Origin of the sequence: Clavibacter michiganensis subsp. insidiosus (genome assembly GCF_002240565.1) — a bacterium.
In the GTDB taxonomy this organism is placed as follows: Bacteria; Actinomycetota; Actinomycetes; order Actinomycetales; family Microbacteriaceae; genus Clavibacter; species Clavibacter insidiosus.
Window position 1 is genome coordinate 1,334,806 of sequence record NZ_MZMO01000001.1, and the last position, 21,207, is coordinate 1,356,012.

Sequence of the window (21,207 nt, forward strand, 5' to 3'; positions counted from 1 at the left end):
GGGGACACGACAGCGCGCCGCGGCCCGAGGGCTGCGGCGCGCTGTCGCGTGCGAGGTGTCGTGCTCAGCGTCAGGCGTCGTCGTCGGAGGTGCGGGCCGGGGTGGTGCCGGACGCGTCGTCGGCGGGAGCCGCGTGCGCGGGCTCCTCGCGGTGCACGGATCCGGCGATGTCGCCCGGGGTCGGCACGTGCGGCGCGTCGGCCGGCTTCGGGGCCGCCTTCGGCTTCGACGCGGCCTTCTTCGCGCCGGCCTTCGGCTTCGCGGGGGCGGGGGCGGGGGCCGGGGTGGGCGTGACCGTCTCCGCGGCGGGCTCCTCGTCGGCGTCCGACGGCTCGCCGAGGTCGTCGGGGCCCAGCGTGTCGAGGTCCTCGTCCGCGTCGTCGTCGGTGCCGTCCGCGGACGCGTCCTGCTCGCCCGCCCGGGCGGCGCCGCCACGCGGGATCGCGACGGGGCCGGTCTCGTCCTCGTCGTCGAAGGACGCGAGCGCCTCGTCGCGCGCCTCGGCCGCGGTGAAGACGGCGCGGCGGCCGGCCTCCTCGCCGCGCTCGCGCAAGTCCTCGGCCGTCGCCTGGACGCGCGTGCGCGCCTCCTCGGCGGTCTCGACGACGCGGCCGCGCACGTCCTCCGCGGTCTCGGCGACGCGCTGGCCGACCTCGGTGGCCTGCTGGCCGACGCGGTCGACGACGTGCTTGGTCTGGTCGGCCGTGCGGGTGCCGAGGTCCTTGGCGGTGTCGCCGACCCGGCCCGCGATGTCCTGCGTGGTGCTGCCGACGCGGCCCGCGACGTCCTGCGTGGTGGTGCCGATGCGCTCGCCCACGGTGTGCGCGGTGCGGCCGACGGCGACCGCGGCGCCCTGCACGGCGTGGCCGACGAAGTCCGCGACCTCGCGGGCGGACTCGACCGTGCGCTCGACCACGACGGGGCCCTTCTCGTCGAGCACGGTCTGCGCCTGGCGGACGCCGCGCTGGACGGGCTCGCTCGACCAGACGGAGCGCGAGGTGCGCGCGATCCCCGCGTAGCGCTTGCGCCCGGCGCGCGCGCCGAGGACGTATCCGGTGCCGATGCCGGCGAGGAAGAGGAGACGGTTGATCATGCGTCGAGCCTAGACGCGGCGGACGTGCATCGGCCGGGAGCGGCTACGCGTCCGCGTCGCCCCGGCGGCCGGTGGCGTCGTGCAGCTCGTCCGTCTCGGGATCCACGGCGTCGGGCGCCGAGACGTCGGCGTCCTCCGGGATCGAGTGGTCGTGGATCGGGTCCTGCGGCTGGTCGGTCATGCGATCGAGCCTACGCGCGGCCCCGATCGTCAGAGGATGCGCGTGTGCGTCGTGAGCGAGCCGATGCCCTCGACGGAGACCGTGACGGTGCTGCCGTCCTTGAGGAAGATCTGCGGATCGCGCGAGTAGCCGGCGCCGCTCGTCGTGCCCGTGGAGATGAGCGTGCCGGGCAGCAGCGTGGAGGAGGTGGAGAGGTAGGAGACGAGGCGCGCGACCGTGCGGACCATGCCGCTCGTGCGGCCGTCCTGCACCGTCTCGCCGTCGAGCACCGTCGTGATGCGGAGGTCCTGCGGATCCGGCACCTCATCGCGCGTGACGACGACGGGACCCGTGGGGGAGAAGCCGTCGAAGCTCTTGCAGCGGCTCCACTGCTGCTCGGAGAACTGGAGGTTGCGGGCGGTGATGTCGTTGACGACCGTGTAGCCGAAGACGTGGTCGAGCGCGTCGGCCTCCGACACGTCGCGGGCGGCCGTGCCGATGATCACGCCGAGCTCGACCTCGTAGTCGACCTCCTCGCTGAGCGAGCGCGGCCAGCTCGTGGTGCCCTCGTGGCCGGAGAGCGAGTTGGGCCAGAGCGCGAAGACGGTGGGGGCGGAGGCGCTCGTGATGTTGAGCTCCTCGGCGTGCGCGGAGTAGTTGAGGCCCACGGCGTAGACGGCCGGCGGGCGGAGCACCGCGGAGGCGTGCGTGAGGCCGTCCACCGGCGTGGTGCTGGTGCGGCTCGCGACGGCGCGCTCGACGGTGGCGCGGACGCGGGCCATCTCGTCGTCGCCGCGCTCGATGAGGTCCTGGAGGTCGCGCGGGGAGTCGTCGAGCACCTCGTCGAGGAAGAGCGCCTCGCCCTCCGAGACGATCGCGGCCAGTCGGGGGGTCACGCCGTCGTCGGCGAGCAGGTGGGCGAACTTCATGCCACGAGCGTATCGGGCGCGGGCGGACGGGCGCGGTTGCGGTCATAACGTGCATGGGCAGGTCCGCCTCACCTGCGCACGGGCCGTCGCTCAGTCCTCGCGCACGACCTCGTCGGGCGACTTGTCGTGCCGCCACCCGCGCCACGACGCCTGGCGGAGGCGGCCCGTGGAGGTCCACTCGGCGAACTCGACCTCGCCGACGAGACGCGGGGTGATCCAGTGCGCGTCGCGGGCGTCGGCGGCGGGCACGTCGGCGAAGGGGCTCGTCTTCCGCGCGAGCGGGCGGAAGCGGCGGAGGGCGTCGGCGAGGTCGCGCTCGGTGAGGCCCGTGCCGACGCGGCCCGCGTACATGAGGCCGTCGGGGCCGGGGACGCCGACGAGCAGCGAGCCGATGCCGGAGGACCGGCTGCCGGGTCCGGGGCGCCAGCCGCCGACCACCACCTCCTGCGCGCGGTGGTGCTTGATCTTGAGCCAGGCGCTCGACCGGCGGCCCGACTCGTAGGGCGCGTCGACGCGCTTGGCGACGACGCCCTCGAGGCCGAGCTCGCGGCTCGTGGCGAGCGCTCCGTCGAGGTCGCCGTCGAACGCGGGCGGCACCTGGATCCGGCCGCGGCCCGGCGCCCGGACCGCGTCGAGGAGGGCGGCACGGCGCTCCCGGTACGGCTCGTCAACGAGCACGCGGTCGCCGATCGCGAGCGCGTCGAAGAGCATGAGGTGCACGGGCGCGGCCTTCCGGGCACGCGCGATCTCCTTCTCGCCCGTGAGGCCGAGGCGCGTCTGCAGGAGGCCGAAGTCGGGGCGGCCGCCGTCGCCCAGCACCACGATCTCGCCGTCGAGCACCGCGGCGTCGACGGCGAGCTGGTCGGGCAGCTCGGCGAGCTCGGGGAAGGCGGCCGTGAGGTCGACGCCGTTGCGGCTCGTGATGGTCGCCCGGCCGTCCGCGACGACGGTGATCGCACGGTAGCCGTCCCACTTCATCTCGACGGCCCACTCCTCGTCGGGGTCGAGGCCGGCGCCGGTGGCGGCGGTGGCGAGCATGGGCGCGGGGGCGGATGCGGCGCCGCCCTTCCGCCGCGCGCCGACGCGCGTGCGGCCGCCCGCCTTCGCGAGCGCTGCGGGGCGCGCAGGCTTCGGGTGGTGCGCGGCGGGCGCGTCCGCGGGCTCCATCAGGTGGATCAGCCAGTTCGCGTCGGCCTTCCCGTGCCCGCCCGTGTGGATGAGCGCGTACCGTCGCGGCCCGTCGATGCCGGTGCCGTCGCCCCGCCCGTGCAGCGTGGCGATGACCTCCTTGCCATCGCGCCACTTCTCCAGCTCGAAGGTGCCCGCGTCCCAGATGGTGACCTCGCCGCCGCCGTACTCGCCCGCGGGGATCGTGCCCTCGAAGGACCCGTACTCCAGCGGGTGGTCCTCGGTCTGCACCGCGAGGTGGTTCGTGCCGTGCTCGGTGGGCACGCCCTTGGGGAGGGCCCAGCTCACGAGCACGCCGTCGTGCTCGAGCCGGAAGTCCCAGTGCAGCGCGCGGGCGTGGTGCTCCTGGATCACGAAGGAGCGGCCATCGCTGGGCGCGGGCGCGTCGGCGGGCACGGGCTCGCTCGTCTTCGCGGCGTCGCGCTTCGACCGGTAGGTCGCGAGCCGGTCGTCGGCGGCGTCGGACGGCTCCCTCCGCGCGAAGCCCGCGAGCCGCTCGCGCGTCGGCTCCAGGCTCTCGCGGTGGCCCGCCTCGACGGGGGCGAGCGGATCCTCGCGCTTCCGCATCCGCGCGACCACCTCGTCCAGCTCCAGGTGCCGGAGCGTCGGCGACGCGAGCTCGCGCCAGGTGCGCGGCACGGCGACCGTCGGCCGGGAGCGCCCGCGCAGCGAGTACGGCGCCACCGTCGTCTTGTTGGGGTTGTTCTGGCTCCAGTCGACGAGCACCTTGCCCTGCCGCAGCGCCTTCCTCATGTCGCTCACGACGAGGTCGGGATGGTCGGCCTCGAGCGCGCGCGCCAGCTCGTGCGCGACCTCGGAGATCGCGTCCGCGTCGTGGCTGCCGTCGAGGGCGGCGTACAGGTGGATGCCCTTGGACCCGCTCGTCACCGGGTACGGCTCGAGGCCCATGTCGCGGAGGATCGCGCGGGCCGCCGTCGCGACCTCGACGCACTCGGGGAGGCCGGCGCCCGGGCCCGGGTCGAGGTCGAGCACGAGCCGGTCGGGCCGCCGCTCGTCGCCCGTGCGGCCGAACCGCCACTGCGGCACGTGCAGCTCGAGCGCCGCGATCTGCCCGAGCCAGGTGAGCGTCGCGACGTCGCCGACGAGCGGGTAGTCGTTCGCGTGGTCGCGGTGCTGGATCGCCCGCCGCTGCACCCAGTCGGGCGTGTGCGCGTCGAGGTCCTTCTGGAAGAACATCTTCCCCGGCGCCTCGTCGGTGCCGACGCCGTCGACCCAGCGCTTGCGGGTCACGGGCCGGTCGCGGAGGTGCGGGAGCATGTGCGGCGCGACGGCGGCGTAGTACGCGATGACGTCGCCCTTGGTCGTTCCGGTGGCCGGGTACAGCACCTTGTCGAGGTTCGTGAGCGTGATCCGCCGCCCCTCGACCTCCACCTGCTGCTTCGCGCCCGCCATCGCTCCAGCATGGCCCCGCGGGTGTTCACTCGACCCATGAGAGCCATCTGGAAGGGCGCCGTCACCTTCGGCCTCGTCAACGTGCCCGTGAAGGTCTACAGCGCGACGCAGGACCACGACGTGCCGCTGCACCAGGTGCACGACGCCGACGGCGGGCGGATCCGCTACCAGCGCCGTTGCGAGGTGTGCGGCAAGGTCGTCGACTACGCCCACATCGATAAGGCGTTCGACGACGGGGACCGCACCGTCGTGATCACCGAGGAGGACCTCTCCGCGCTGCCGGAGGAGAAGAGCCGCGAGATCGACGTCGTGGAGTTCGTGCCGAGCGACCAGGTCGATCCCGTGATGCTCGACCGCAGCTACTTCCTCGAGCCCGACTCCTCGAGCCCCAAGTCGTACGCGCTGCTGCGCCGCACGCTGCAGGAGACGGACCGCACGGCGATCGTGCACGTCACGCTCCGCCAGCGCACCCGGCTCGCGGCGCTCCGCGTGCGCGGCGACGTGCTCATGTTGCAGACGCTGCTCTGGGACGACGAGGTGCGCGAGGCCGACTTCCCGTCGCTCGACGCGGCACCCAAGGTCTCGCCGCGGGAGCTGAAGATGTCGGCGCAGCTCGTGGAGGGGTTCGCGGAGGACTTCGACCCGTCGAAGTTCAGCGACGAGTACCAGGAGCAGCTGAAGACCCTCATCGACGCGAAGCTCGCGCAGGGCGACTCGCTCGACACCGACGCGACGTTCGGCGAGGGGGACGCGGACGACGACGAGGGCGAGGGCGGCGAGGTCCTCGACCTCATGGACGCGCTGAAGCGGAGCATCGAGCGGAGCCGGGGCGGGGGATCCGCGGCGAAGAAGGCGGCGGCGCGGAAGAAGGCACCCGCGGGGAAGACGGCGGCGACGGGGAAGACGAAGGCATCCGGCGGCAGCGCGGACCAGGCGGCCGAGAAGTCGGTCCCGGAGAAGAAGTCCGCCAAGAAGCCAGCGGCGAAGAAGTCCGAGCCGAAGGGATCCGCCGCCGAGCGGAAGAGCGCGTAGCCGTAGCACGCGGCGGGCGTCCGCGCGATCCGGAGCCGACCGGGCCCGGACGCGCCTACGCTCGAGGTGATCGCGGTCCCATCCGCGGAGACGACGCCACGAGGAGCCCCATGACCGACGCGAAGAGCGCATCCCGCACGATCCTCATCATCGTCCTGGGTGCGCTGGTCGCATCGCTCGGCGCGCTCGCCGCGGGTCTGGCGGCGCAGGGAGCATCGCTCATCGCGATCGGGAGCATCATCGCGATGGCCCTCGTGCTCCTCGTCGTCGTCGGCGGGCTGGGGGCGTCGGGCCGGCGCCGGCGCACGCGCTGACGGATCGGGCGGATCAGCCGGCCGCCGGCATGCCGTCGGTCATGACGCGCCAGAGGTGCAGGGTCGCGTAGGAGCGCCACGGCGACCACGCGGCGGCGCGGGCGTCGAGGGCGCGCGCCTCGTCCGGCAGGCCCAGGGCGGCGGCCCCGCGGCGGACGATGAGGTCGCCGGAGAGCAGGATGTCCGGCTCGCCGAGCGCGCGCATCGCGACGTAGTCGGCCGTCCACGGTCCGACACCGTGGAACGCGACGAGCGCGGCCCGGAGCTCCGCGCGCGGCATGCCGCGCTCGATCACGAGCTCGCCGCTCTCGAGCGCCTCGGCGATGCGGATCAGCGTGGCCGTGCGCCGGGCGGGCCCGCGGAGGAGCTCGGCGCCGTCGCGGGCGATGCGGGTGGCGGTCGGCGGCAGGCGGGTCACGGATCCGTGCGCGACGGACGCGGGCAGGTCCTCGCCGAGGTCCGCGGTCATGCGGCCGTGGGTGGCGCGGGCGCTGGCGACGGAGATCTGCTGGCCGACGACGGTGCGGAAGAGCGTGGAGCACGGATCCAGCGTGCCGGGGATCCGCAGGCCGGGGGTCGCGCGCACGGCGGCGGCCAGCGCGGGGTCGCGGGCGAGGTCGGCGTCGATGCGGGCGGCGTCCACGTCGAGGCCGAGCAGGCGGCGCGTGCCGGCGAGGAGCTCGGCGGCGTCGGCGGCGTGCTCGACGCGGGTGGTGACCTCGACGCGCGTGACGGCGTCGGCGCTCAGGGCGGTGGCGTCGTCCGCGTCGAGCAGCCGCACGGTCACCGTCCCCGCGCCGTGCGCGAGCCGCGCTGACTGCGTGAAGGACGTGTCGTCGCCCTCCTCAGCGCCCGTGACCGCGTGCCAGGAGAGGAAGCGGATCACGCCGCCGCCGTCGAAGGGACCGCGGACCTCGAGCACCGTGCGGTCGACGTGCGCGGCGGCGCCGGGGGAGTCCATGCGCCCAGCCTGCCCGACGCCCCCGACCGCGGCCGGCGCGCGACCTAGGGTGGATCGCATGATCGACGACGACGTGATCCGCACCCCTCCGACGCCCGCCACCGCCGACGCCATCCGCGCGGAGCTCGTCGCGGCCCTCGGCGACGTCGTCGCCACCGACGCGGCCTCCCTCGAGGACGCGCGCAGCGACCGCTCCGGCTACCGCAGCCCCGCGGATCCGATCGCCGTCGTGCGCGCGACCGAGGTCGAGCACGTGGTCGCCACCTTGCGCATCGCGAGCGCCACCGGCACGCCCGTCGTCACGCGCGGCGCCGGCACGGGCCTCGCGGGCGGCGCAACGGCGTCCGCGGGCGAGATCGTGCTGTCGGTGCGCGGCATGGACCGGATCCTCGAGGTCAGCGAGGCCGACGAGCTCGCGGTCGTGGAGCCCGGCGTCCTCAACGACGACCTCAACGCCCGGCTCGCCCCGCTCGGCCTCTGGTACTCGCCGGATCCCGCGAGCAAGGCGATCTCCACCATCGGCGGCAACATCGCCACCAACGCGGGCGGCCTGCTGTGCGCCAAGTACGGCGTGACCCGCGAGGCCGTCCTCGCGCTCACGGTCGTGCTCGCCGACGGCCGCGTGGTCGACACCGGCCACCGCACCGTCAAGGGCGTCACGGGCTACGACCTCACGGCGCTCATGATCGGCTCGGAGGGCACGCTCGGCGTCATCGTGCGCGCGACCGTGCGGCTCCGCCCGCTGCCGACCGCGACGCCGTCGACCGTCGCCGCGTTCTTCCCCGACGCCACGGCGGCGGCGGCGTCCTCCGCGATCACCGCCGCGCGCATCCGGCCGGCGGCGATGGAGCTCATCGACGCCGGTGCGCTCGAGGCCATCGACGCGTTCCTCGGCACCGACCACTCCACGCGCGGATCCGCCCACCTCCTCGTGCGCTGCGACGGTCCCGACGCCGCCGACGAGGCCGCGCGCGTCGTCGAGGTCGTCGTCGCCGGCGGCGGCACGGCCGACGTGACCGACGACGCCGGGGAGGGCGAGCGCCTCCTCGCGATCCGCCGCGCGTTCCACCCGGCGCTCGCCGCCCGCGGCCGCGTGCTCATCGAGGACGTCGCCGTGCCGCGGTCGCGCCTCGCCGACATGCTCGCGCGCATCCGGGAGATCGAGCGCGAGACGGGCCTGCGGATCCCGACGGTCGCGCACGCGGGCGACGGCAACCTGCACCCCAACTTCTGCATCCCCGAGGACCCGACCACGCCCGACGGCGACGCGACCGGCATCCCCGACGACGTGTGGCGCGCGGCCGACCTCCTCTTCCGCGCCGCCGTCGACCTCGGCGGCACGCTCACGGGCGAGCACGGCGTGGGCCTGCTCAAGCGGCGCTGGCTCGCCGACGAGCTGGGCGACGACGTCATGGGGCTGGCCGCCGGGATCCGCCGCGTCTTCGACCCGCAGGGCATCCTCAACCCCGGCAAGGCGGCCTGACCGGCCCGCGTCGCGCCCCGCGTGTCCGCGTGCGACGCCGCCCCGGACGGCCGCCGACCCCGCCAGTAGGCTGGCGAGGCCGATCCGCCGAAGAGAGGGCCGTCGTGACCGACCCGTCCGTCCCCGTGACCGTCCACCGTCCCTCACCGGCCTCCCCGCCGCCGTCCATGGAGCTGCCGACGGCGCACGCGCCCTCGCGCATCACCGCGTCGGCCGTGCTCGGCGTCGTGGGCGTCGCCGTCCTGCTGCTCGTCGGACTCGTCGTCGCCGCGTACCTCGTGCTCAGCCTCGGGATCCAGGCCGTCGCGATCTGCGCCCTCCTCGCCCTCATCCCGCTCGCCGGCGTGCTCCTCGCCATCCGCTGGGTCGACCGCTGGGAGCCCGAGCCTCGGCTGGCCCTGCTGTTCGCGCTGCTGTGGGGCGCCGCCGCGTCCGTGGCGATCGCGCTCCTGTTCGACCTCGTCGCGCAGTACGCGCGCCTCGCGATCGGCGTGCCCACGCGCTACACGGAGTTCCTGCAGCTCGCCGTCCAGGCGCCCGTCGTCGAGGAGAGCGCGAAGGCGATCGGACTGCTCCTCATCTTCTGGGTCGCGCGCCGACACTTCGACGGGCCGGTGGACGGCGTCGTCTACGGCGCGACCATCGCGGCCGGCTTCGCCTTCACGGAGAACATCGTCTACTTCGGCGGCCCGCTCGTCTCCGGCACGACCGGCACGCTCGTCGGCACCTTCGTGCTGCGCGGCCTGTTCTCGCCCTTCGCGCACGTGACCTTCACCATGATCACCGGCATCGCCATCGGCTACGGCGCCCGCCGCGGGCCGGGCGCCGCGCTCGGGTTCGGCGCGATCGGGCTCGTCGGCGCCATCGTGCTGCACGCCCTCTGGAACACGGGCGTCACGATCACGGGCGACTTCCTCTCCTTCTACGTGCTGCTGCAGGTGCCGATCTTCGCGTTCCTCGTGACCGTCGTGATCCTCCTGCGCCGCTACGAGATCCACCTCACGCGCCGCCGCCTCCGCGAGTACGCGGCCGTCGGCTGGTTCATGCCCGCCGAGGTCGAGATGCTGAGCACGTGGCAGGGGCGCCGTCGCGCACGGCTCTGGGCGCGCACGCGCGGCGGCGACGCGGGACGCGCGATGGGCCTGTTCACGCGGGACGCGACGCGGCTCGCGTTCGCGCGCCAGCGCATGCTCTCGGAGCGGCCCGCGGCGTCCGGCCGGTCGGAGGCCGGGCACCTCGACGACGAGCGGCGCCTGCTGCGCGCCGTGACCGAGCACCGCGAGGCGCTCCTGCGCGGCGGTCGACGCTAGCCGCCGGGCGTCGCGGCCGACGCCCGCACCCGTCCGGTGTCGCCGGTCGCGAGTAGCGTCGGACGCACCACACGAGGAGGCACCACCATGAGCGATGCGAACCAGGACACCACCGGCGGCGACGAGAAGGAGATGCTCGGCTCCTCCACCCCCACGCCGCCGCAGAGCGCCGAGAAGGACCCGAGCACGTGGGTCACGGGCGACGAGCCGATGACGGGCGCGCAGCGCAGCTACCTCGACTCGCTCGCCACGCAGGCCGGCGAGGAGATCCCCGCCGACCTCAACAAGGCCGAGGCGAGCGAGCAGATCGAGCGCCTGCAGGAGAAGAAGGACACGGCGTCGCCGCAGTCGGACGACGCGAGCTGATCGCCGCATGACGGAGACGGACGGGCGCCGCACGGGCGCCCGTCCGTCGTCGCGTGACGCGGGGGCGCACGCAGGGGGAGGCATCGCATGAGGGAGGACGCATGACCACGCTGGTCGGTTACGTCCGCGTCGCGCGCTCCGAGGAGGCGTACCAGGACCAGGTCGACGCCCTCGATGCGGCCGGCTGCGAGCGCATCTTCGTCGACGTCGCCGGCGGTCGCCGGGCCCCGCGCCCCGGCCTGCAGGACGCGCTCGACTACCTCCGCGAGAACGACGAGCTGCTCGTCGTGAGCCTCGACCGGCTGGGGCCGGGCACGGCCGACGTCGTCCGGATCCTCAACGGGCTCGAAGCGCGCGGCATCGCCTTCCGCGCCATCCGCGACGGGCTGGAGGCCGGCACCGCCGCCGGCCGCGGGCTGTTCGCGGCCACCCTCGCGCTCGCGACCGTGGAGGCGACGACGGAGGCGGAGAAGCACCGCCGCCGGTCGGCCGCGCCGGCCGAGAGCTCCGCTCCCGAGGCCCCGGCGACGCCGGCCGCGCCCGCCCTCCCGTCGCTGCCCAAGGGCATCACGCGGCGGAAGCTGCAGATCGCGGTCGAGGAGCGCTCGAAGGGCCGCGACACCGCGGAGATCGCGCGCGTCCTCGACGTGAGCGAGCGCGTCGTCACGCGCGCGCTGGCGTGGGCCGAGTCCGGCCGCCAGGGCGGGCTGCGACCCTGAGCCCAACCCCCAGCAGCGACGCCTGGTTACCAGCTCTTGATGACGTAGGGGTCGTCACTCGGAGCGATGCTCGATCCTGACTGATGGTCTGTCACCACGCACGCCCTGGTGTAGGTCGTTGCGCTCCAGGAGAAGGCCTTGCCTGCTGAACCCAGCTCCGCATATTGCGCTGTGAGGCCGTCCGGGACGACATAGGCGACGGTGGCCCCCTCAGTGATGGTCTTCATGACTCCGAGCGTCACGCCTGCGGTCACGCTGGCGGACGCGACGACCGCATCAGCTGTGACGGTTCCGGAAGTCGAGACATCGGCACCAGTACTCGACGTCTGGCCCGCCGATATGGTGATCGTCGCTCCACCATCTCCGTACGCCCGAAGATTCCCCGGGACGTAGACGTCAGACACATTCGTCACGGCTATGTCGGGGCCGTCACCGGAGCATTCCGAGTCGATGCCGTAATTAGCTGCTTGGGCTGCTGTTCCGCTGAGAAGCAGCATGGCGCAGCAGGCGATGCCGGCAGTCGCGGCGATGCCGATAGTTGTCCTTTTCGATGTGTCTCACTCCGTCGTATAGAAGGTGGATGCCCAGAAATCGCCGTCTGCAGGAAAGTCGGCCGCGAGGGTCGTCTGCCCCTGGCGGTCATCCAGCGGGACGGCGAACACCGCTGCCTCATCCACGCCACAACTGGTTCCCACAGTGTTCGGATGTTCTTGCTGAATCGTGATGCGGAATTCGTCGGAGCCGGAGCATCTCGCTGTGACGATGATCTGCTTCGTGGCCGGGTCGGTGGAGGCCGGCACTGTCACGGTGATGTCGCCCGCGTCAGCACGGACACTCGCCGCGCCATTTTGACCCGGTTCGATCAGTATCGCTCCGCCGTCACGGCGCGAGAAGTCTCCCGCCGCTTCCCGCATCTCGTATGCCCTATTCACGGCTGCGTGCAGGGCTGCAAATTTGGCCGCATCCTCTGGCGAGGCGGTCGCGGCGTTCGCTTCCGTCTTCTGATCCGAGTCGCGATGCGTCGCACTGCTCGAGCATCCGGCGGTGAGCGGGGCGGAGAGGACGAGAACGGCAACCACCGCGACGCGACGCGGCGTCCGTGCGGTGTCGGGAGGATGCATGGGCTTGTCGGCTCCAGACAGTCGCTGATCGGGTCTTCGACGACCTAGAGCGTAGGGTCGCCTGCTGTGGCCCGGGGCCTCGTCCGCAGGCGGCGCCTGTGTCCGCCCTCAGGACGCGTGTCGCGGAATCGGCGCGGGCGGCTGACGGCTCGGATGACCGCCCGCGCACCGCCGCCTCCTACTTCTTCTTCGTCAGCGCGGATCCCTTGTGGGCCGCGGTCTTGCCGGACTTGTCGCTCTCCACGATGTACGCGGGCTCGTCGCTCGACGCGGTGAAGTGCTGCCCGTCGTGCTGGAAGTCCTTCGTCTTCTCCTCGACGACCTTCCCGTGGGTCTCGCCCTGGGGCGTGTTCCAGGTGACGTGGTCGCCCTTCTTGAGCTCCGCCATCAGATCGTCGCCACCGATCCGGAGTCGACGCGGTAGTTGGATCCGTTCACGAACGACGCGAGGTCGGAGCAGAGGAACGCGACCACGTTGGCGACCTCGGCGGGCTCGCCGCGGCGCTTCAGCTCCATGTAGGGGCGCTCCTCGTCGAGGAACGACTCGATCGCGTCGTCCGTCGAGGTCCCCAGCTGGTCGGCGCGCTTCTCCATCATCGCGTCGGTCATGGGCGTGTGGATGAAGGCGGGCGAGACCGCGTTCACGAGCAGGCCCTCCTTCGCGTAGCTGCGCGAGAGGCCCTTCGACAGCGCGAGGATCCCGGCCTTGGCGGCGCAGTAGGGGAGCTCGTCGTCGTACGGCTGCACGGCGTCCTCGGAGGCGAGGAACACGATCCGGCCCCAGCCGCCCTTCCGCAGCGACGGGAGGAACTGCTTCACGAGCCGCACGGGTCCCAGGAGGTCGACCTCGATGGTGTTCGTCCAGCCCTCGTCGTCGATCTCGTGGAAGAGGCCCTGCGCGCCGGTGATGCCGGCGGACTGCACGAGGATGTCGATGTCGCCGACCGCCTCCTGCACCTTCTCGCGCAGCGCCGCGAGCGACTCGACGCTCGTCACGTCGGCCGCGAACGCGTGCACGCGGTCGCCGCCGTCGAGCTGCGCGGCGGCCTCGTCGAGCGATCCCTGGTCCTGGTCGCTCAGGACGACGGTCGCGCCCTCGCTGAGGAGGATGCGGGCGGTCTCCCACCCGATCCCCGAGTCGGCTCCCGTGATGAGCGCGGTCTTCCCTGTGATGCCGAGATCCATCTCGGTCTCCTTCACTGCCCCGCGAGGGGCATCGTGGTGTGGTCTGCCGTGCCCTCCCGGACACGACGAGGGCCGCACCTGGCGGCGCGGCCCTCGGGTCGTGATGTGCGTGCTGCTCGCGCTACTCGGCGGCCGAGCCGACGCGGCGGTTCTCCGCGGAGACCATCCACGCGTACTGCTCGAGGGCGGTGATGAAGCCGTGGAGCAGGTCCGCGGTGGTCGGGTCCTCCTCGTCGACGTCGTCGTGGACCTCGCGCATGGTGTGCACGGCGGCCTCGAGGCGCTGGGTCACGAGGTCGACGGTCTCGGCCGTGTCGACCTCGCCCTGCGGGTACTCGGGGAGCGTCGTGGTCTCGGCGACGGTGTCGCTGCGGCCGTCCGGCGTGGCGTGCAGGGCGCGCATGCGCTCGGCCAGGTCGTCGCTGAACTCGCGCGCCGAGTCGATGATCTCGTCGAGCTGGAGGTGGAGGTCGCGGAAGTTCTTGCCGACGACGTTCCAGTGCGCCTGCTTGCCCTGGATGTGCAGCTCGATGAGGTCGACGAGCACCTTCTGCATGTTCTCGTGCAGCTGCTCGGAGGCCGTGAAGCCCCGCTCGACGTTCTGCCGCTTCGTCTTCTTGGAGCCCTCGGGCTGGGTGGCCTTCGCGGATGCGCTGGTGGGGCGTTCGACGGTCGTGGTCATGTGCGACTCCTCGTTCTGTTCGTTCGTGGGGTCGGGGGTTCCCGATCCGTGCGGGGCGGCGTCCGGTGGGACGGGGCCCCGCGGGCCGGGCGCGCTCGCGCACGTCATCCGGCCGCTCCTCGACGGTACGCCCGCCGCTTCGTCACCGCACGAACGATGAGGGCGCTCACAGTCGGCGCTCAGCGTCGTCCCTCATCCCTTCGCTCCACGGACGGCCCGCGCTCCCGGTGCTTGGCTGGGTCCATGACCGCCATGACGTCCGACCTCCGCGTCCTGCGCGACGCCCGCGCGATCCTCGTCGAGAGCCTCTGGTGGGATCCCGCCGGCGACGTGATGTGGAACGACATCACCTCGGGCACCCTGCACCGGAGCCCGTGGACGGGCGCGGCCGACGGATCCGACGACACCGTCCTCGAGCTGCCGCCGCCGCTCGCGTCCTTCCAGCCGGCCGACGACGGCGGCTACGTCGCGGGCCTCGGCGACCGGATCGTGCTCGTCGACCGGGAGGGCCGGATCACGCGCGAGCTCGCCCGGGTCGAGCACGCGCACGGCGGCATCCGCATGAACGAGGGGAAGGTCGACCCCGCCGGCCGCTTCGTCATCGGCTCCATGGACGTCACCGACGGCGAGCCCGACGCGGCGGTCTACTTGATCGACGGATCCGGCACCCTGCGCACGCTCCTCGGCGGCTTCGCGGTCACCAACGGCTTCGAGTGGACCGACGGCGGCCGCACCATGGTCCTCGCCGACACCGGGCAGCAGACCGTGTACCGCGCGCCGTACTCGGCCGACGGCGAGCTGGGCGAGCTCGAGCACTGGATCCACGGCGAGATGAGCGACGGCCTCACCCTCGACGCCGACGGCTACGCGTGGAACGGGATCTACGGCGCGGGCAAGGTGATCCGCTGGGCGCCCGACGGATCGAAGGACCTCGAGATCGCGATCCCGGCGCCGAACGTCACCTCGGTGGCCTTCGCGGGACCGGATCTCCGCACCCTCGTCATCGGCACCGCCCGCGAGAACCTCACGGAGGAGCAGCTCGAGGAGCACCCGCTCTCCGGCGGCGTCTTCGCCATCGACACCGCCGTGTCCGGCCGTCCGGTGAACGTCTTCCGCACCGTGGTCGACGGAGCTCCACGGGCGTAGCGTCGAGGAGGCCGTCCGACCGGGCGGCGACACTCTCACGAGGAGGAACGCACATGACCGGAGAGAGCATCCAGGGCCGCACGGTGGCCTTCCTGCTGACGGACGGCTTCGAGCAGGTCGAGCTGACGGAGCCGTGGAAGGCCGTGCAGGAGGCCGGCGGGAAGCCCGTCCTCGTGTCCCCGAAGTCGGACACCGTGCAGGGCCTGAACCACATCGACAAGGCCGACACGTTCGACGTGGACGTGCAGGTGAAGGACGCCGACGCGGCCGACTACGACGGCCTCGTGCTGCCCGGCGGCGTCGTGAACGCGGACGACCTCCGCGTCGACGCCGACTCGGTCGCCTTCGCCAAGGCGTTCTTCACCGCGGGCAAGCCCGTCGCGTCCATCTGCCACGCGCCGTGGATCCTCATCGAGGCCGGCGTGGTCAACGGCCGCCGCATGACCTCCTACCCGACCCTCGCCACCGACCTCCGCAACGCGGGCGCCGAGTGGGTCGACGAGGAGGTCGTGGTCGACAGCGGCTTCGTCACGAGCCGCAACCCCGACGACCTGCCCGCGTTCAACGCGAAGCTGATCGAGGAGATCGCCGAGGGCGAGCACGACGAGCAGCACGCCTGACCCGTCCGCCTGACCCGCGCGGACAGCCGCGCGCCTAGGGTGAGGGCGTGACCACGCCCTCACCCGACGCGCGCTTCCGCCAGACCACGCCCGCGCCACGCGCCGTCCGCATCGCCGGGCTCGTGATCGCCGTGGCCGGCCTCGTGGTCCTGGTCGCCAGCGGGGGCGGTGCGCTCGGCGTCGTCGTCGCCGTCCTGCTGGTGGCTGTCGGCGCCGTCGTCGGCTCGCTCCGGATCCGCATCACGCTCGACCCGGACGACGTCGAGGTGGCGCTCGTGCCGCTGAGGCGCATCCGGATCCCGTACTCCGCCATCGCGGACTGCACGGTCGTCGACCACCTCCGGCCGCGGACCGTCGGCGGCATCGGCGTGCGGTCCCTCCCCGGCGGCGGCGCGGCCATCCTGCTCGACGCCGGGCCCGCGGTCGCGATCGAGGCGGCCGACGGCACGCGCCACCTCGTCCGCAGCACGTTCCCGCGGGAGGCGGCCACGCGGATCCGCGACCGGGCGGCCACCGCTCCGCTCGCGCCGCCCGTCGCCGACGACCCGGAGGATCCGGCCGCGACCACCGCCTAGGCTCGTCGCGTGACCACCGCACCCCCCGCCGCACGCCGTCCCCGCACCTCCCGCCCCGTCGTCGTGGCGCTCGCGGGCGTCGTGGTGGTCGTGGGCTTCGTCCTCGACCAGCTCAGCAAGCGGTGGGCGGTCGACGCCCTCGGCGGCGGCGAGACCATCCCGCTGTTCCCGACCGCGCGCTTCGCGCTCGTCTACAACCCGGGCGTCTCCTTCGGCATGGGCGCCGAGGTGGGGCCGCTGCTCACCGTCGGGATCATGGCGCTGGCGCTCGGCCTCGCCGTGTGGGTCGGGTGGCAGATCCGCCATCGCGCCTCGCTGCTGCAGGTGCTGCTGCTCTCGGCCGTGCTCGCGGGCGCGCTCGGCAACCTCTTCGACCGGATCACCCGCGCCGAGGACGGGCCGCTGTCGGGACACGTCGTCGACTTCATCGCCGTCGAGTGGTTCGCGGTCTTCAACGTGGCCGACATCCTCACGGTCTGCGGCATGATCGCGTGGGCCCTCACGACCGTGTTCGGGCGCGACCACGCGGCCGACGCGCGGGACGCCGACGCGGACGACGAGGCCGTCGCCTCGCCCGCCGACGCCGGATCCGCGCCCACCGACCGCGCCTGACGCCCCCGGCGTAGCGTGAGGGGATGACCACGATCCCCACACTGGAACTGTCCGACGGGAACCGCATCCCCGCCATCGGCCTCGGCACCTACGGGTTGGACGACGACCCGGGCGCCGAGCTCGTGTCCGGCGCGATCGGCGCCGGCTACCGCCTCCTCGACACGGCCCTCAACTACGGCAACGAGGCCGCGGTGGGCGAGGGGATGCGCCGCTCCGGCGTGCCCCGCGAGGAGCTCTTCCTCACCACCAAGCTGCCCGGCCGCCACCACGGCTACGACGAGACGCTCGCGTCCTTCGAGGAGTCGCGCGCGTCGCTCGGCGTCGACTACGTGGACCTGTACCTCATCCACTGGCCCAACCCGAGCGTGGACAGGTACGTCGACAGCTGGCGCGCGTTCATCGAGCTGAAGGAGCGCGGCCTCGTCCGCTCCATCGGCGTCTCGAACTTCACGCCCGCGCACCTCACGCGCCTGCAGGAGGAGACCGGCGTGCTGCCCGTCGTCAACCAGGTGGAGCTGCACCCGACGTTCGCGCAGGCGGAGCTGCGCGCGTTCCACGCCGAGCACGGCATCGTGACGGAGAGCTGGTCGCCGCTCGGCACCCGCGAGCAGCTCATGAAGGACCCTGCCGTCGTCGCCGCTGCCGAGGCGCACGGCGTCACGCCGACCCAGGCCGTGCTGCGCTGGCACGTCCAGTCGGGCGCGCTGCCGATCCCGCGGTCGACGGATCCCGAGCGCCAGCGCCAGAACCTCGACGTCTTCGGCTTCGAGCTCACGGAGGAGGAGGTGCGCGCGATCGGCTCCGGCCCGCAGTCGCGCCTCTGGGACGGCGACCCGGACACGCACGAGGAGATGTAGGGCCCTCCGTCCACGCGCGGCCGTCGTGTCCCACCCGGGGCGCGGCGGCCGCGTCGCGTGCGGGGCGGTCAGCGACCGAGCAGCGCGGGGATCCCGAGCACCACGACGCCGCCGACGAGGCACGCGGCCGCGGCCGCGACGAGCACGCCGACCCACAGGATCCCCGGCAGGTGCGTGAGCCGCCCGAGCTGGTCGGCGTCGGACGCGCCGCCGCCGCGTCGCGAGCGCGACCGCTGTAGCTCGAGCGTCGCCCGGAGCGCGCCCAGCAGGAGGAACAGCGCGAGGGCGTGCGCCGCGACGCCCTGCACGACGATCGGCGCGGCGCCCGCGATCACGCCGACCACGACGCCGGCCACGAGGCACGACCACAGCCCGAACCAGTTGCGCACCTGGATCACGACGAGCGCGAGCAGCAGCAGCCACAGCCAGAGGACGGCGGCCGAGCGCCCGGATCCGGCGAGCCAGGCGGCGCCGAGACCCGCGAGCGCGGGCGCCGGGTAGCCCGCCAGAAGGGTGACGACCATGCCCGGCCCGCGCGGCCGGCCGACGCTCACGGTGAGGCCCGAGGTGTCCGAGTGCAGCCGGATCCCCGCGAGCCGCCGCCCGCTCAGCGTCGCCGCGAGCCCGTGCCCGCCCTCGTGCACGATCGTCACGGCATGGCGCGTGAACCGCCACGCGGCGGGCACGAGCACGAGCACCGCGGCGAGCGCGACGGCGACGAGCGCGGGTGCCGTCTCCAGCGGCGCCTCGACGGAGGTCGCGCGCGCGACGACGTCGCGGATGATCTCGACGGGGTCCATGTGCTCCTCGGGTCGGCGGCGATGCGAGCGTCGTGCGGGGAGCGCCCAGCCCACCACATCCGCCTGGCGGATCGCCGCCGCCCGGCCACCGACTACCGTTGTCGGGTGCCCGAGACCCCCGCATCCGACCTCGTCCGCTCCCTGCTGCTCACCGTCCCCGACTTCCCGCAGCCGGGGATCCTCTTCCGCGACCTCACGCCCGTCCTGGCCGACGGCGCCGGCCTCCGCGCCGTGGTCGACGACCTGGTGGCAGCCGGTGGCCCCGTCGACGCGGTCGCGGGCGTCGAGGCGCGCGGCTTCCTGCTCGCCGCGGCCGCCGCCTACGCGTCCGGCGTCGGCACGCTCGCGGTCCGCAAGGCCGGCAAGCTGCCCGGCGAGGTGCTCCGCGAGACGTACGCGCTCGAGTACGGCGAGGCCGCCATCGAGCTGCACCCGGGTCAGCTGGCGCCCGGATCCCGGGTCCTGCTCCTCGACGACGTCCTGGCGACGGGCGGCACCCTCGAGGCCGCCGCCCGCCTGCTGGAGCGCGCGGGCTACGAGGTCGCCGGCATCGGCGTCGTGCTGGAGCTCGCGGACCTCGGCGGCCGCGCGCGCCTCGCGGGCCACGAGGTGCACGCGATCCTGTCGCTCTGACCGCTCAGACGGATCAGCGCCAGAGCCGCCGCGTCGCGATCTCCGCGCCCTGCGCCAGGCTCTCCAGCTTCGCCCACGCGATCTGCGGGTGGATCCGCCCGCCGAGCCCGCAGTCCGTCGACGCGATCACGCGCTCCCGGCCCACGAGCCGCGCGTAGCGCTCGATGCGGTCGGCCACGAGCTCCGGGTGCTCGACCACGTTCGTCGCGTGCCCGACCACGCCCGGCACGATGAGCTTCCCGTCGGGCAGCTCCACGTCCTCCCACACGCGCCACTCGTGCTCGTGCCGCGCGTTCGCGCCCTCGAACGAGTACGCGCCCGCGTCGATGTCGAGCATCGTCCGCACGATGTGGCGGAACTCGATGTCGGTCGTGTGCGGCCCGTGCCACGACCCCCAACACAGGTGGAAGCGGATCTTCTCCTGCGGCAGCCCGCGCAGCGCGTGGTTGAGCGCCTCCACCCGGATCCGCGTGAACGCCACGTAGTCCTCCACGCTCGGCTCCGGGTTGATCTGGTCCCAGTTCTCCGCGATGGACGGGTCGTCGATCTGCAGCACGAGCCCCGCGTCGATGATTGCGACGTACTCCTCGCGCATCGCGTCGGCGCACGCCCAGATGAACTCCTCCTCGGTCGCGTAGTGCAGGTTGCCGATGCGGGAGGCGCTGCCGGGGGAGAGGGAGGTGAGGAAGCCCTCCTCGTAGCCGTTCGCGGCCAGCCCGGCCCTCAGGTGCGCGATGTCGGCCTGGATCGCGGCGTGCCCCGTGTAGGAGACCGGCCCGGTGGCGCTCGGGAACTCGATGGGGGCGTCTCCCACGGTGATGCCGCTCGACGGATCCCGGTACGCGTCGGCGAAGATCGTCCAGTCGCGGCGGTCGGGGAAGGTCGTCAGCCGCACGTCGCCCGGCGAGCTGCGCACGGGCTCCGAGGAGAACGGGCCGCCGGGCACGAGCTCGAGCCCGCTCAGGCGCTGGAACGAGTACGACCACCAGGCGCCGTAGTCGATGGCGCTCGACATGGCCTTGCCGTACTCGCCGTCGCCGGGGACGGTGATCCCGACCTCGCGCTGGCGGGCGACGAGGCCGTCGACCGCGTCGGCGAGCACGGCGTCGAGGCCGTCGTCGGCCGGGGCCGACGCGTCGCCGCCCGCGATGGCGGCCTTCCGCGCCTCGGCGCGCGCCGCGTTGGCGGCGATGAGCGCGTCCGTCCGCGGCAGGCTGCCGGCGTGGGACGTCTGGATCCGGTCGGTGCTGTCGAGCATGGGGACCTCCGCGGGTCTCTCGTGCCGTCGGGCGGCCTCGCACGACCGCCCGCGGCGAGCGGGAACTGATCGCAGGCGGTGTCCGGCCGCGGATGCGGGTGGGACGCGAGGCTTCGCGGGATGCGCTGCACGCACATGGTCCCATCGGGTCATCCCCGAGGACGGGTCCGCCGCAACATGGCGTCACGGAACCGGCACCTCCGGCGGATCCGGCGCGCAGGGGCCGGCCCGGATGATGGACGGATGCTCCTCCGCCACCCCGTCCTCGGAACCGCCACGGCCCTGTACCTCGGCCTGGTCGCGTGGATCACGCTGTCGCCGGAGCCCTACGACCGCCGCATCGACGGCTACCTCTTCCGCGCCCTCCGCGCCCTGCACCGGCACGACGGCACGTCGTGGATCACGTACTCCGCCGTCGAGGGCGCCGCGAACGTCGCGATGTTCCTGCCCGTGGGCATGTTCCTCGTGCTCCTGCTCGGCCGATCCCGCTGGTGGCTCGCGATCGCGCTCGGCGTCGGCCTCTCGGCGCTGATCGAGACCGCCCAGATGTTCCTGCCCACGCGCGTCTCCGACGTCCGGGACCTCCTGCACAACGGCCTGGGCGCGCTGCTCGGCGTCGTGCTCGTGCTGATCCTCACGGCCCGCTCCGAGAACGCCCGCCGCCGCGGGCTCCGCCGGCGTCCGCTGCCCGTCGCGACGGGCCCGCAGCGCCTGGTCGGCACGCGCCGCTGACCCCCGCGCGGGGTACCG

The 21,207-nt window shown here is 73.5% G+C and carries 25 protein-coding genes; 13 read left to right on the forward strand and 12 right to left on the reverse strand.

Annotated features, from left to right (window positions below; genetic code table 11):
* Positions 1 to 70: 70 nt before the first annotated feature.
* The 4 genes from B5P21_RS06575 to B5P21_RS06585 all read right to left on the reverse strand — a co-directional run bounded on the left by B5P21_RS06575 (position 71) and on the right by B5P21_RS06585 (position 4,783).
* Positions 71 to 1,093, reverse strand: a complete 1,023-nt coding sequence (locus tag B5P21_RS06575) for a hypothetical protein (RefSeq protein WP_094170949.1) — start codon at positions 1,091 to 1,093, stop codon at positions 71 to 73.
* Positions 1,094 to 1,136: 43 nt separating this feature from the next.
* A complete protein-coding gene (locus B5P21_RS16815; RefSeq protein ID WP_165770607.1) occupies positions 1,137 to 1,274 on the reverse strand; it encodes a hypothetical protein in 138 nt (45 codons plus the stop codon).
* Positions 1,275 to 1,303: 29 nt separating this feature from the next.
* On the reverse strand, positions 1,304 to 2,182 hold the full coding sequence (locus B5P21_RS06580) for a fumarylacetoacetate hydrolase family protein (protein WP_045528537.1): 879 nt from the start codon (positions 2,180 to 2,182) through the stop codon (positions 1,304 to 1,306).
* A gap of 90 nt (positions 2,183 to 2,272) precedes the next feature.
* Complete coding sequence (locus B5P21_RS06585; RefSeq protein WP_094170950.1) at positions 2,273 to 4,783, reverse strand: ATP-dependent DNA ligase; 2,511 nt, start codon at positions 4,781 to 4,783, stop codon at positions 2,273 to 2,275.
* A gap of 36 nt (positions 4,784 to 4,819) precedes the next feature.
* Here B5P21_RS06585 and ku point away from each other — a divergent pair, with 36 nt between their 5' ends.
* Both ku and B5P21_RS06595 read left to right on the forward strand, forming a co-directional pair.
* The gene (gene ku, locus B5P21_RS06590) at positions 4,820 to 5,815 is read left to right on the forward strand and encodes a non-homologous end joining protein Ku (protein ID WP_094170951.1); all 996 of its coding nucleotides are present in this window, start codon (positions 4,820 to 4,822) and stop codon (positions 5,813 to 5,815) included.
* A gap of 110 nt (positions 5,816 to 5,925) precedes the next feature.
* Positions 5,926 to 6,129 (forward strand): hypothetical protein, encoded by a 204-nt coding sequence (locus tag B5P21_RS06595; RefSeq protein ID WP_045528532.1) that lies wholly within the window; start codon positions 5,926 to 5,928, stop codon positions 6,127 to 6,129.
* A 13-nt stretch (positions 6,130 to 6,142) separates the two neighbouring features.
* Here the strand turns inward: B5P21_RS06595 and B5P21_RS06600 are convergent, their stop codons facing one another.
* Positions 6,143 to 7,090, reverse strand: a complete 948-nt coding sequence (locus B5P21_RS06600; protein ID WP_045528531.1) for a DNA-3-methyladenine glycosylase family protein — start codon at positions 7,088 to 7,090, stop codon at positions 6,143 to 6,145.
* 58 nt (positions 7,091 to 7,148) lie between these two features.
* On the opposite strand from B5P21_RS06600, the gene B5P21_RS06605 reads away from it, so the two are divergent.
* From B5P21_RS06605 to B5P21_RS06620, 4 genes are all read left to right on the forward strand, one after another.
* Positions 7,149 to 8,573, forward strand: a complete 1,425-nt coding sequence (locus B5P21_RS06605; protein WP_094170952.1) for an FAD-binding oxidoreductase — start codon at positions 7,149 to 7,151, stop codon at positions 8,571 to 8,573.
* A gap of 104 nt (positions 8,574 to 8,677) precedes the next feature.
* Positions 8,678 to 9,883 (forward strand): PrsW family intramembrane metalloprotease, encoded by a 1,206-nt coding sequence (locus B5P21_RS06610; RefSeq protein ID WP_045528529.1) that lies wholly within the window; start codon positions 8,678 to 8,680, stop codon positions 9,881 to 9,883.
* Positions 9,884 to 9,970: 87 nt separating this feature from the next.
* On the forward strand, positions 9,971 to 10,249 hold the full coding sequence (locus tag B5P21_RS06615; protein WP_012038756.1) for a DUF3072 domain-containing protein: 279 nt from the start codon (positions 9,971 to 9,973) through the stop codon (positions 10,247 to 10,249).
* A gap of 101 nt (positions 10,250 to 10,350) precedes the next feature.
* Positions 10,351 to 10,968, forward strand: coding sequence for a recombinase family protein (locus B5P21_RS06620; protein WP_045528528.1), 618 nt, complete (start codon positions 10,351 to 10,353; stop codon positions 10,966 to 10,968).
* A gap of 26 nt (positions 10,969 to 10,994) precedes the next feature.
* On the opposite strand, the gene B5P21_RS16550 is transcribed toward B5P21_RS06620, so the two are convergent.
* The 5 genes from B5P21_RS16550 to B5P21_RS06645 form a co-directional block, all read right to left on the reverse strand.
* Positions 10,995 to 11,465 carry a hypothetical protein gene (locus tag B5P21_RS16550; RefSeq protein WP_133064173.1) on the reverse strand — a complete coding sequence of 157 codons (471 nt, stop codon included), beginning with the start codon at positions 11,463 to 11,465 and terminating at the stop codon, positions 10,995 to 10,997.
* A gap of 60 nt (positions 11,466 to 11,525) precedes the next feature.
* The gene (locus B5P21_RS06630) at positions 11,526 to 12,089 is read right to left on the reverse strand and encodes a hypothetical protein (RefSeq protein ID WP_133064174.1); all 564 of its coding nucleotides are present in this window, start codon (positions 12,087 to 12,089) and stop codon (positions 11,526 to 11,528) included.
* A 178-nt stretch (positions 12,090 to 12,267) separates the two neighbouring features.
* The gene (locus B5P21_RS06635; RefSeq protein ID WP_045528525.1) at positions 12,268 to 12,477 is read right to left on the reverse strand and encodes a hypervirulence associated TUDOR domain-containing protein; all 210 of its coding nucleotides are present in this window, start codon (positions 12,475 to 12,477) and stop codon (positions 12,268 to 12,270) included.
* Positions 12,477 to 13,274 (reverse strand): SDR family NAD(P)-dependent oxidoreductase, encoded by a 798-nt coding sequence (locus tag B5P21_RS06640; protein ID WP_045530395.1) that lies wholly within the window; start codon positions 13,272 to 13,274, stop codon positions 12,477 to 12,479. Before B5P21_RS06640 ends, B5P21_RS06635 begins: the two co-directional genes overlap by 1 nt.
* A 121-nt stretch (positions 13,275 to 13,395) precedes the next feature.
* On the reverse strand, positions 13,396 to 13,956 hold the full coding sequence (locus B5P21_RS06645) for a Dps family protein (RefSeq protein WP_045530393.1): 561 nt from the start codon (positions 13,954 to 13,956) through the stop codon (positions 13,396 to 13,398).
* 243 nt (positions 13,957 to 14,199) lie between these two features.
* Here B5P21_RS06645 and B5P21_RS06650 point away from each other — a divergent pair, with 243 nt between their 5' ends.
* Genes B5P21_RS06650 through B5P21_RS06670 form a run of 5 tightly spaced genes read left to right on the forward strand, consistent with a single transcriptional unit; the run spans position 14,200 to position 17,766 of the window.
* Positions 14,200 to 15,102: an SMP-30/gluconolactonase/LRE family protein gene (locus B5P21_RS06650; protein ID WP_094170953.1), complete on the forward strand. Its 903-nt coding sequence runs from the start codon at positions 14,200 to 14,202 to the stop codon at positions 15,100 to 15,102.
* 53 nt (positions 15,103 to 15,155) lie between these two features.
* On the forward strand, positions 15,156 to 15,722 hold the full coding sequence (locus B5P21_RS06655) for a type 1 glutamine amidotransferase domain-containing protein (protein ID WP_094170954.1): 567 nt from the start codon (positions 15,156 to 15,158) through the stop codon (positions 15,720 to 15,722).
* A gap of 47 nt (positions 15,723 to 15,769) precedes the next feature.
* On the forward strand, positions 15,770 to 16,297 hold the full coding sequence (locus tag B5P21_RS06660; protein ID WP_045528519.1) for a hypothetical protein: 528 nt from the start codon (positions 15,770 to 15,772) through the stop codon (positions 16,295 to 16,297).
* A 9-nt stretch (positions 16,298 to 16,306) separates the two neighbouring features.
* Complete coding sequence (locus B5P21_RS06665; RefSeq protein WP_045528518.1) at positions 16,307 to 16,909, forward strand: signal peptidase II; 603 nt, start codon at positions 16,307 to 16,309, stop codon at positions 16,907 to 16,909.
* A gap of 23 nt (positions 16,910 to 16,932) precedes the next feature.
* On the forward strand, positions 16,933 to 17,766 hold the full coding sequence (locus B5P21_RS06670; protein WP_045528517.1) for an aldo/keto reductase: 834 nt from the start codon (positions 16,933 to 16,935) through the stop codon (positions 17,764 to 17,766).
* 68 nt (positions 17,767 to 17,834) lie between these two features.
* Here the strand turns inward: B5P21_RS06670 and B5P21_RS06675 are convergent, their stop codons facing one another.
* A complete protein-coding gene (locus B5P21_RS06675) occupies positions 17,835 to 18,566 on the reverse strand; it encodes a M50 family metallopeptidase (protein ID WP_094170955.1) in 732 nt (243 codons plus the stop codon).
* A gap of 105 nt (positions 18,567 to 18,671) precedes the next feature.
* Here B5P21_RS06675 and B5P21_RS06680 point away from each other — a divergent pair, with 105 nt between their 5' ends.
* The gene (locus B5P21_RS06680; protein ID WP_045528515.1) at positions 18,672 to 19,199 is read left to right on the forward strand and encodes an adenine phosphoribosyltransferase; all 528 of its coding nucleotides are present in this window, start codon (positions 18,672 to 18,674) and stop codon (positions 19,197 to 19,199) included.
* Positions 19,200 to 19,212: 13 nt separating this feature from the next.
* Here B5P21_RS06680 and B5P21_RS06685 read toward each other — a convergent pair whose 3' ends face one another.
* Positions 19,213 to 20,457, reverse strand: a complete 1,245-nt coding sequence (locus B5P21_RS06685; protein ID WP_045528514.1) for a cobalamin-independent methionine synthase II family protein — start codon at positions 20,455 to 20,457, stop codon at positions 19,213 to 19,215.
* Positions 20,458 to 20,700: 243 nt separating this feature from the next.
* On the opposite strand from B5P21_RS06685, the gene B5P21_RS06690 reads away from it, so the two are divergent.
* On the forward strand, positions 20,701 to 21,189 hold the full coding sequence (locus B5P21_RS06690; protein WP_045528513.1) for a VanZ family protein: 489 nt from the start codon (positions 20,701 to 20,703) through the stop codon (positions 21,187 to 21,189).
* Positions 21,190 to 21,207: the final 18 nt, after the last annotated feature.

Coding starts and splice junctions, on each gene's coding strand:
- B5P21_RS06685 (WP_045528514.1), bottom strand. CDS start 20,457: ATGCTCGACAGCACCGACCGGATCCAGACGTCCCACGCCGGCAGCCTG.
- ku (WP_094170951.1), top strand. CDS start 4,820: ATGAGAGCCATCTGGAAGGGCGCCGTCACCTTCGGCCTCGTCAACGTG.
- B5P21_RS06595 (WP_045528532.1), top strand. CDS start 5,926: ATGACCGACGCGAAGAGCGCATCCCGCACGATCCTCATCATCGTCCTG.
- B5P21_RS06575 (WP_094170949.1), bottom strand. CDS start 1,093: ATGATCAACCGTCTCCTCTTCCTCGCCGGCATCGGCACCGGATACGTC.
- B5P21_RS06580 (WP_045528537.1), bottom strand. CDS start 2,182: ATGAAGTTCGCCCACCTGCTCGCCGACGACGGCGTGACCCCCCGACTG.
- B5P21_RS16550 (WP_133064173.1), bottom strand. CDS start 11,465: ATGCTGCTTCTCAGCGGAACAGCAGCCCAAGCAGCTAATTACGGCATC.
- B5P21_RS06605 (WP_094170952.1), top strand. CDS start 7,149: ATGATCGACGACGACGTGATCCGCACCCCTCCGACGCCCGCCACCGCC.
- B5P21_RS06585 (WP_094170950.1), bottom strand. CDS start 4,783: ATGGCGGGCGCGAAGCAGCAGGTGGAGGTCGAGGGGCGGCGGATCACG.
- B5P21_RS06630 (WP_133064174.1), bottom strand. CDS start 12,089: ATGCATCCTCCCGACACCGCACGGACGCCGCGTCGCGTCGCGGTGGTT.
- B5P21_RS06640 (WP_045530395.1), bottom strand. CDS start 13,274: ATGGATCTCGGCATCACAGGGAAGACCGCGCTCATCACGGGAGCCGAC.
- B5P21_RS06620 (WP_045528528.1), top strand. CDS start 10,351: ATGACCACGCTGGTCGGTTACGTCCGCGTCGCGCGCTCCGAGGAGGCG.
- B5P21_RS06670 (WP_045528517.1), top strand. CDS start 16,933: ATGACCACGATCCCCACACTGGAACTGTCCGACGGGAACCGCATCCCC.
- B5P21_RS06615 (WP_012038756.1), top strand. CDS start 9,971: ATGAGCGATGCGAACCAGGACACCACCGGCGGCGACGAGAAGGAGATG.
- B5P21_RS16815 (WP_165770607.1), bottom strand. CDS start 1,274: ATGACCGACCAGCCGCAGGACCCGATCCACGACCACTCGATCCCGGAG.
- B5P21_RS06655 (WP_094170954.1), top strand. CDS start 15,156: ATGACCGGAGAGAGCATCCAGGGCCGCACGGTGGCCTTCCTGCTGACG.
- B5P21_RS06635 (WP_045528525.1), bottom strand. CDS start 12,477: ATGGCGGAGCTCAAGAAGGGCGACCACGTCACCTGGAACACGCCCCAG.
- B5P21_RS06675 (WP_094170955.1), bottom strand. CDS start 18,566: ATGGACCCCGTCGAGATCATCCGCGACGTCGTCGCGCGCGCGACCTCC.
- B5P21_RS06690 (WP_045528513.1), top strand. CDS start 20,701: ATGCTCCTCCGCCACCCCGTCCTCGGAACCGCCACGGCCCTGTACCTC.
- B5P21_RS06650 (WP_094170953.1), top strand. CDS start 14,200: ATGACCGCCATGACGTCCGACCTCCGCGTCCTGCGCGACGCCCGCGCG.
- B5P21_RS06645 (WP_045530393.1), bottom strand. CDS start 13,956: ATGACCACGACCGTCGAACGCCCCACCAGCGCATCCGCGAAGGCCACC.
- B5P21_RS06600 (WP_045528531.1), bottom strand. CDS start 7,090: ATGGACTCCCCCGGCGCCGCCGCGCACGTCGACCGCACGGTGCTCGAG.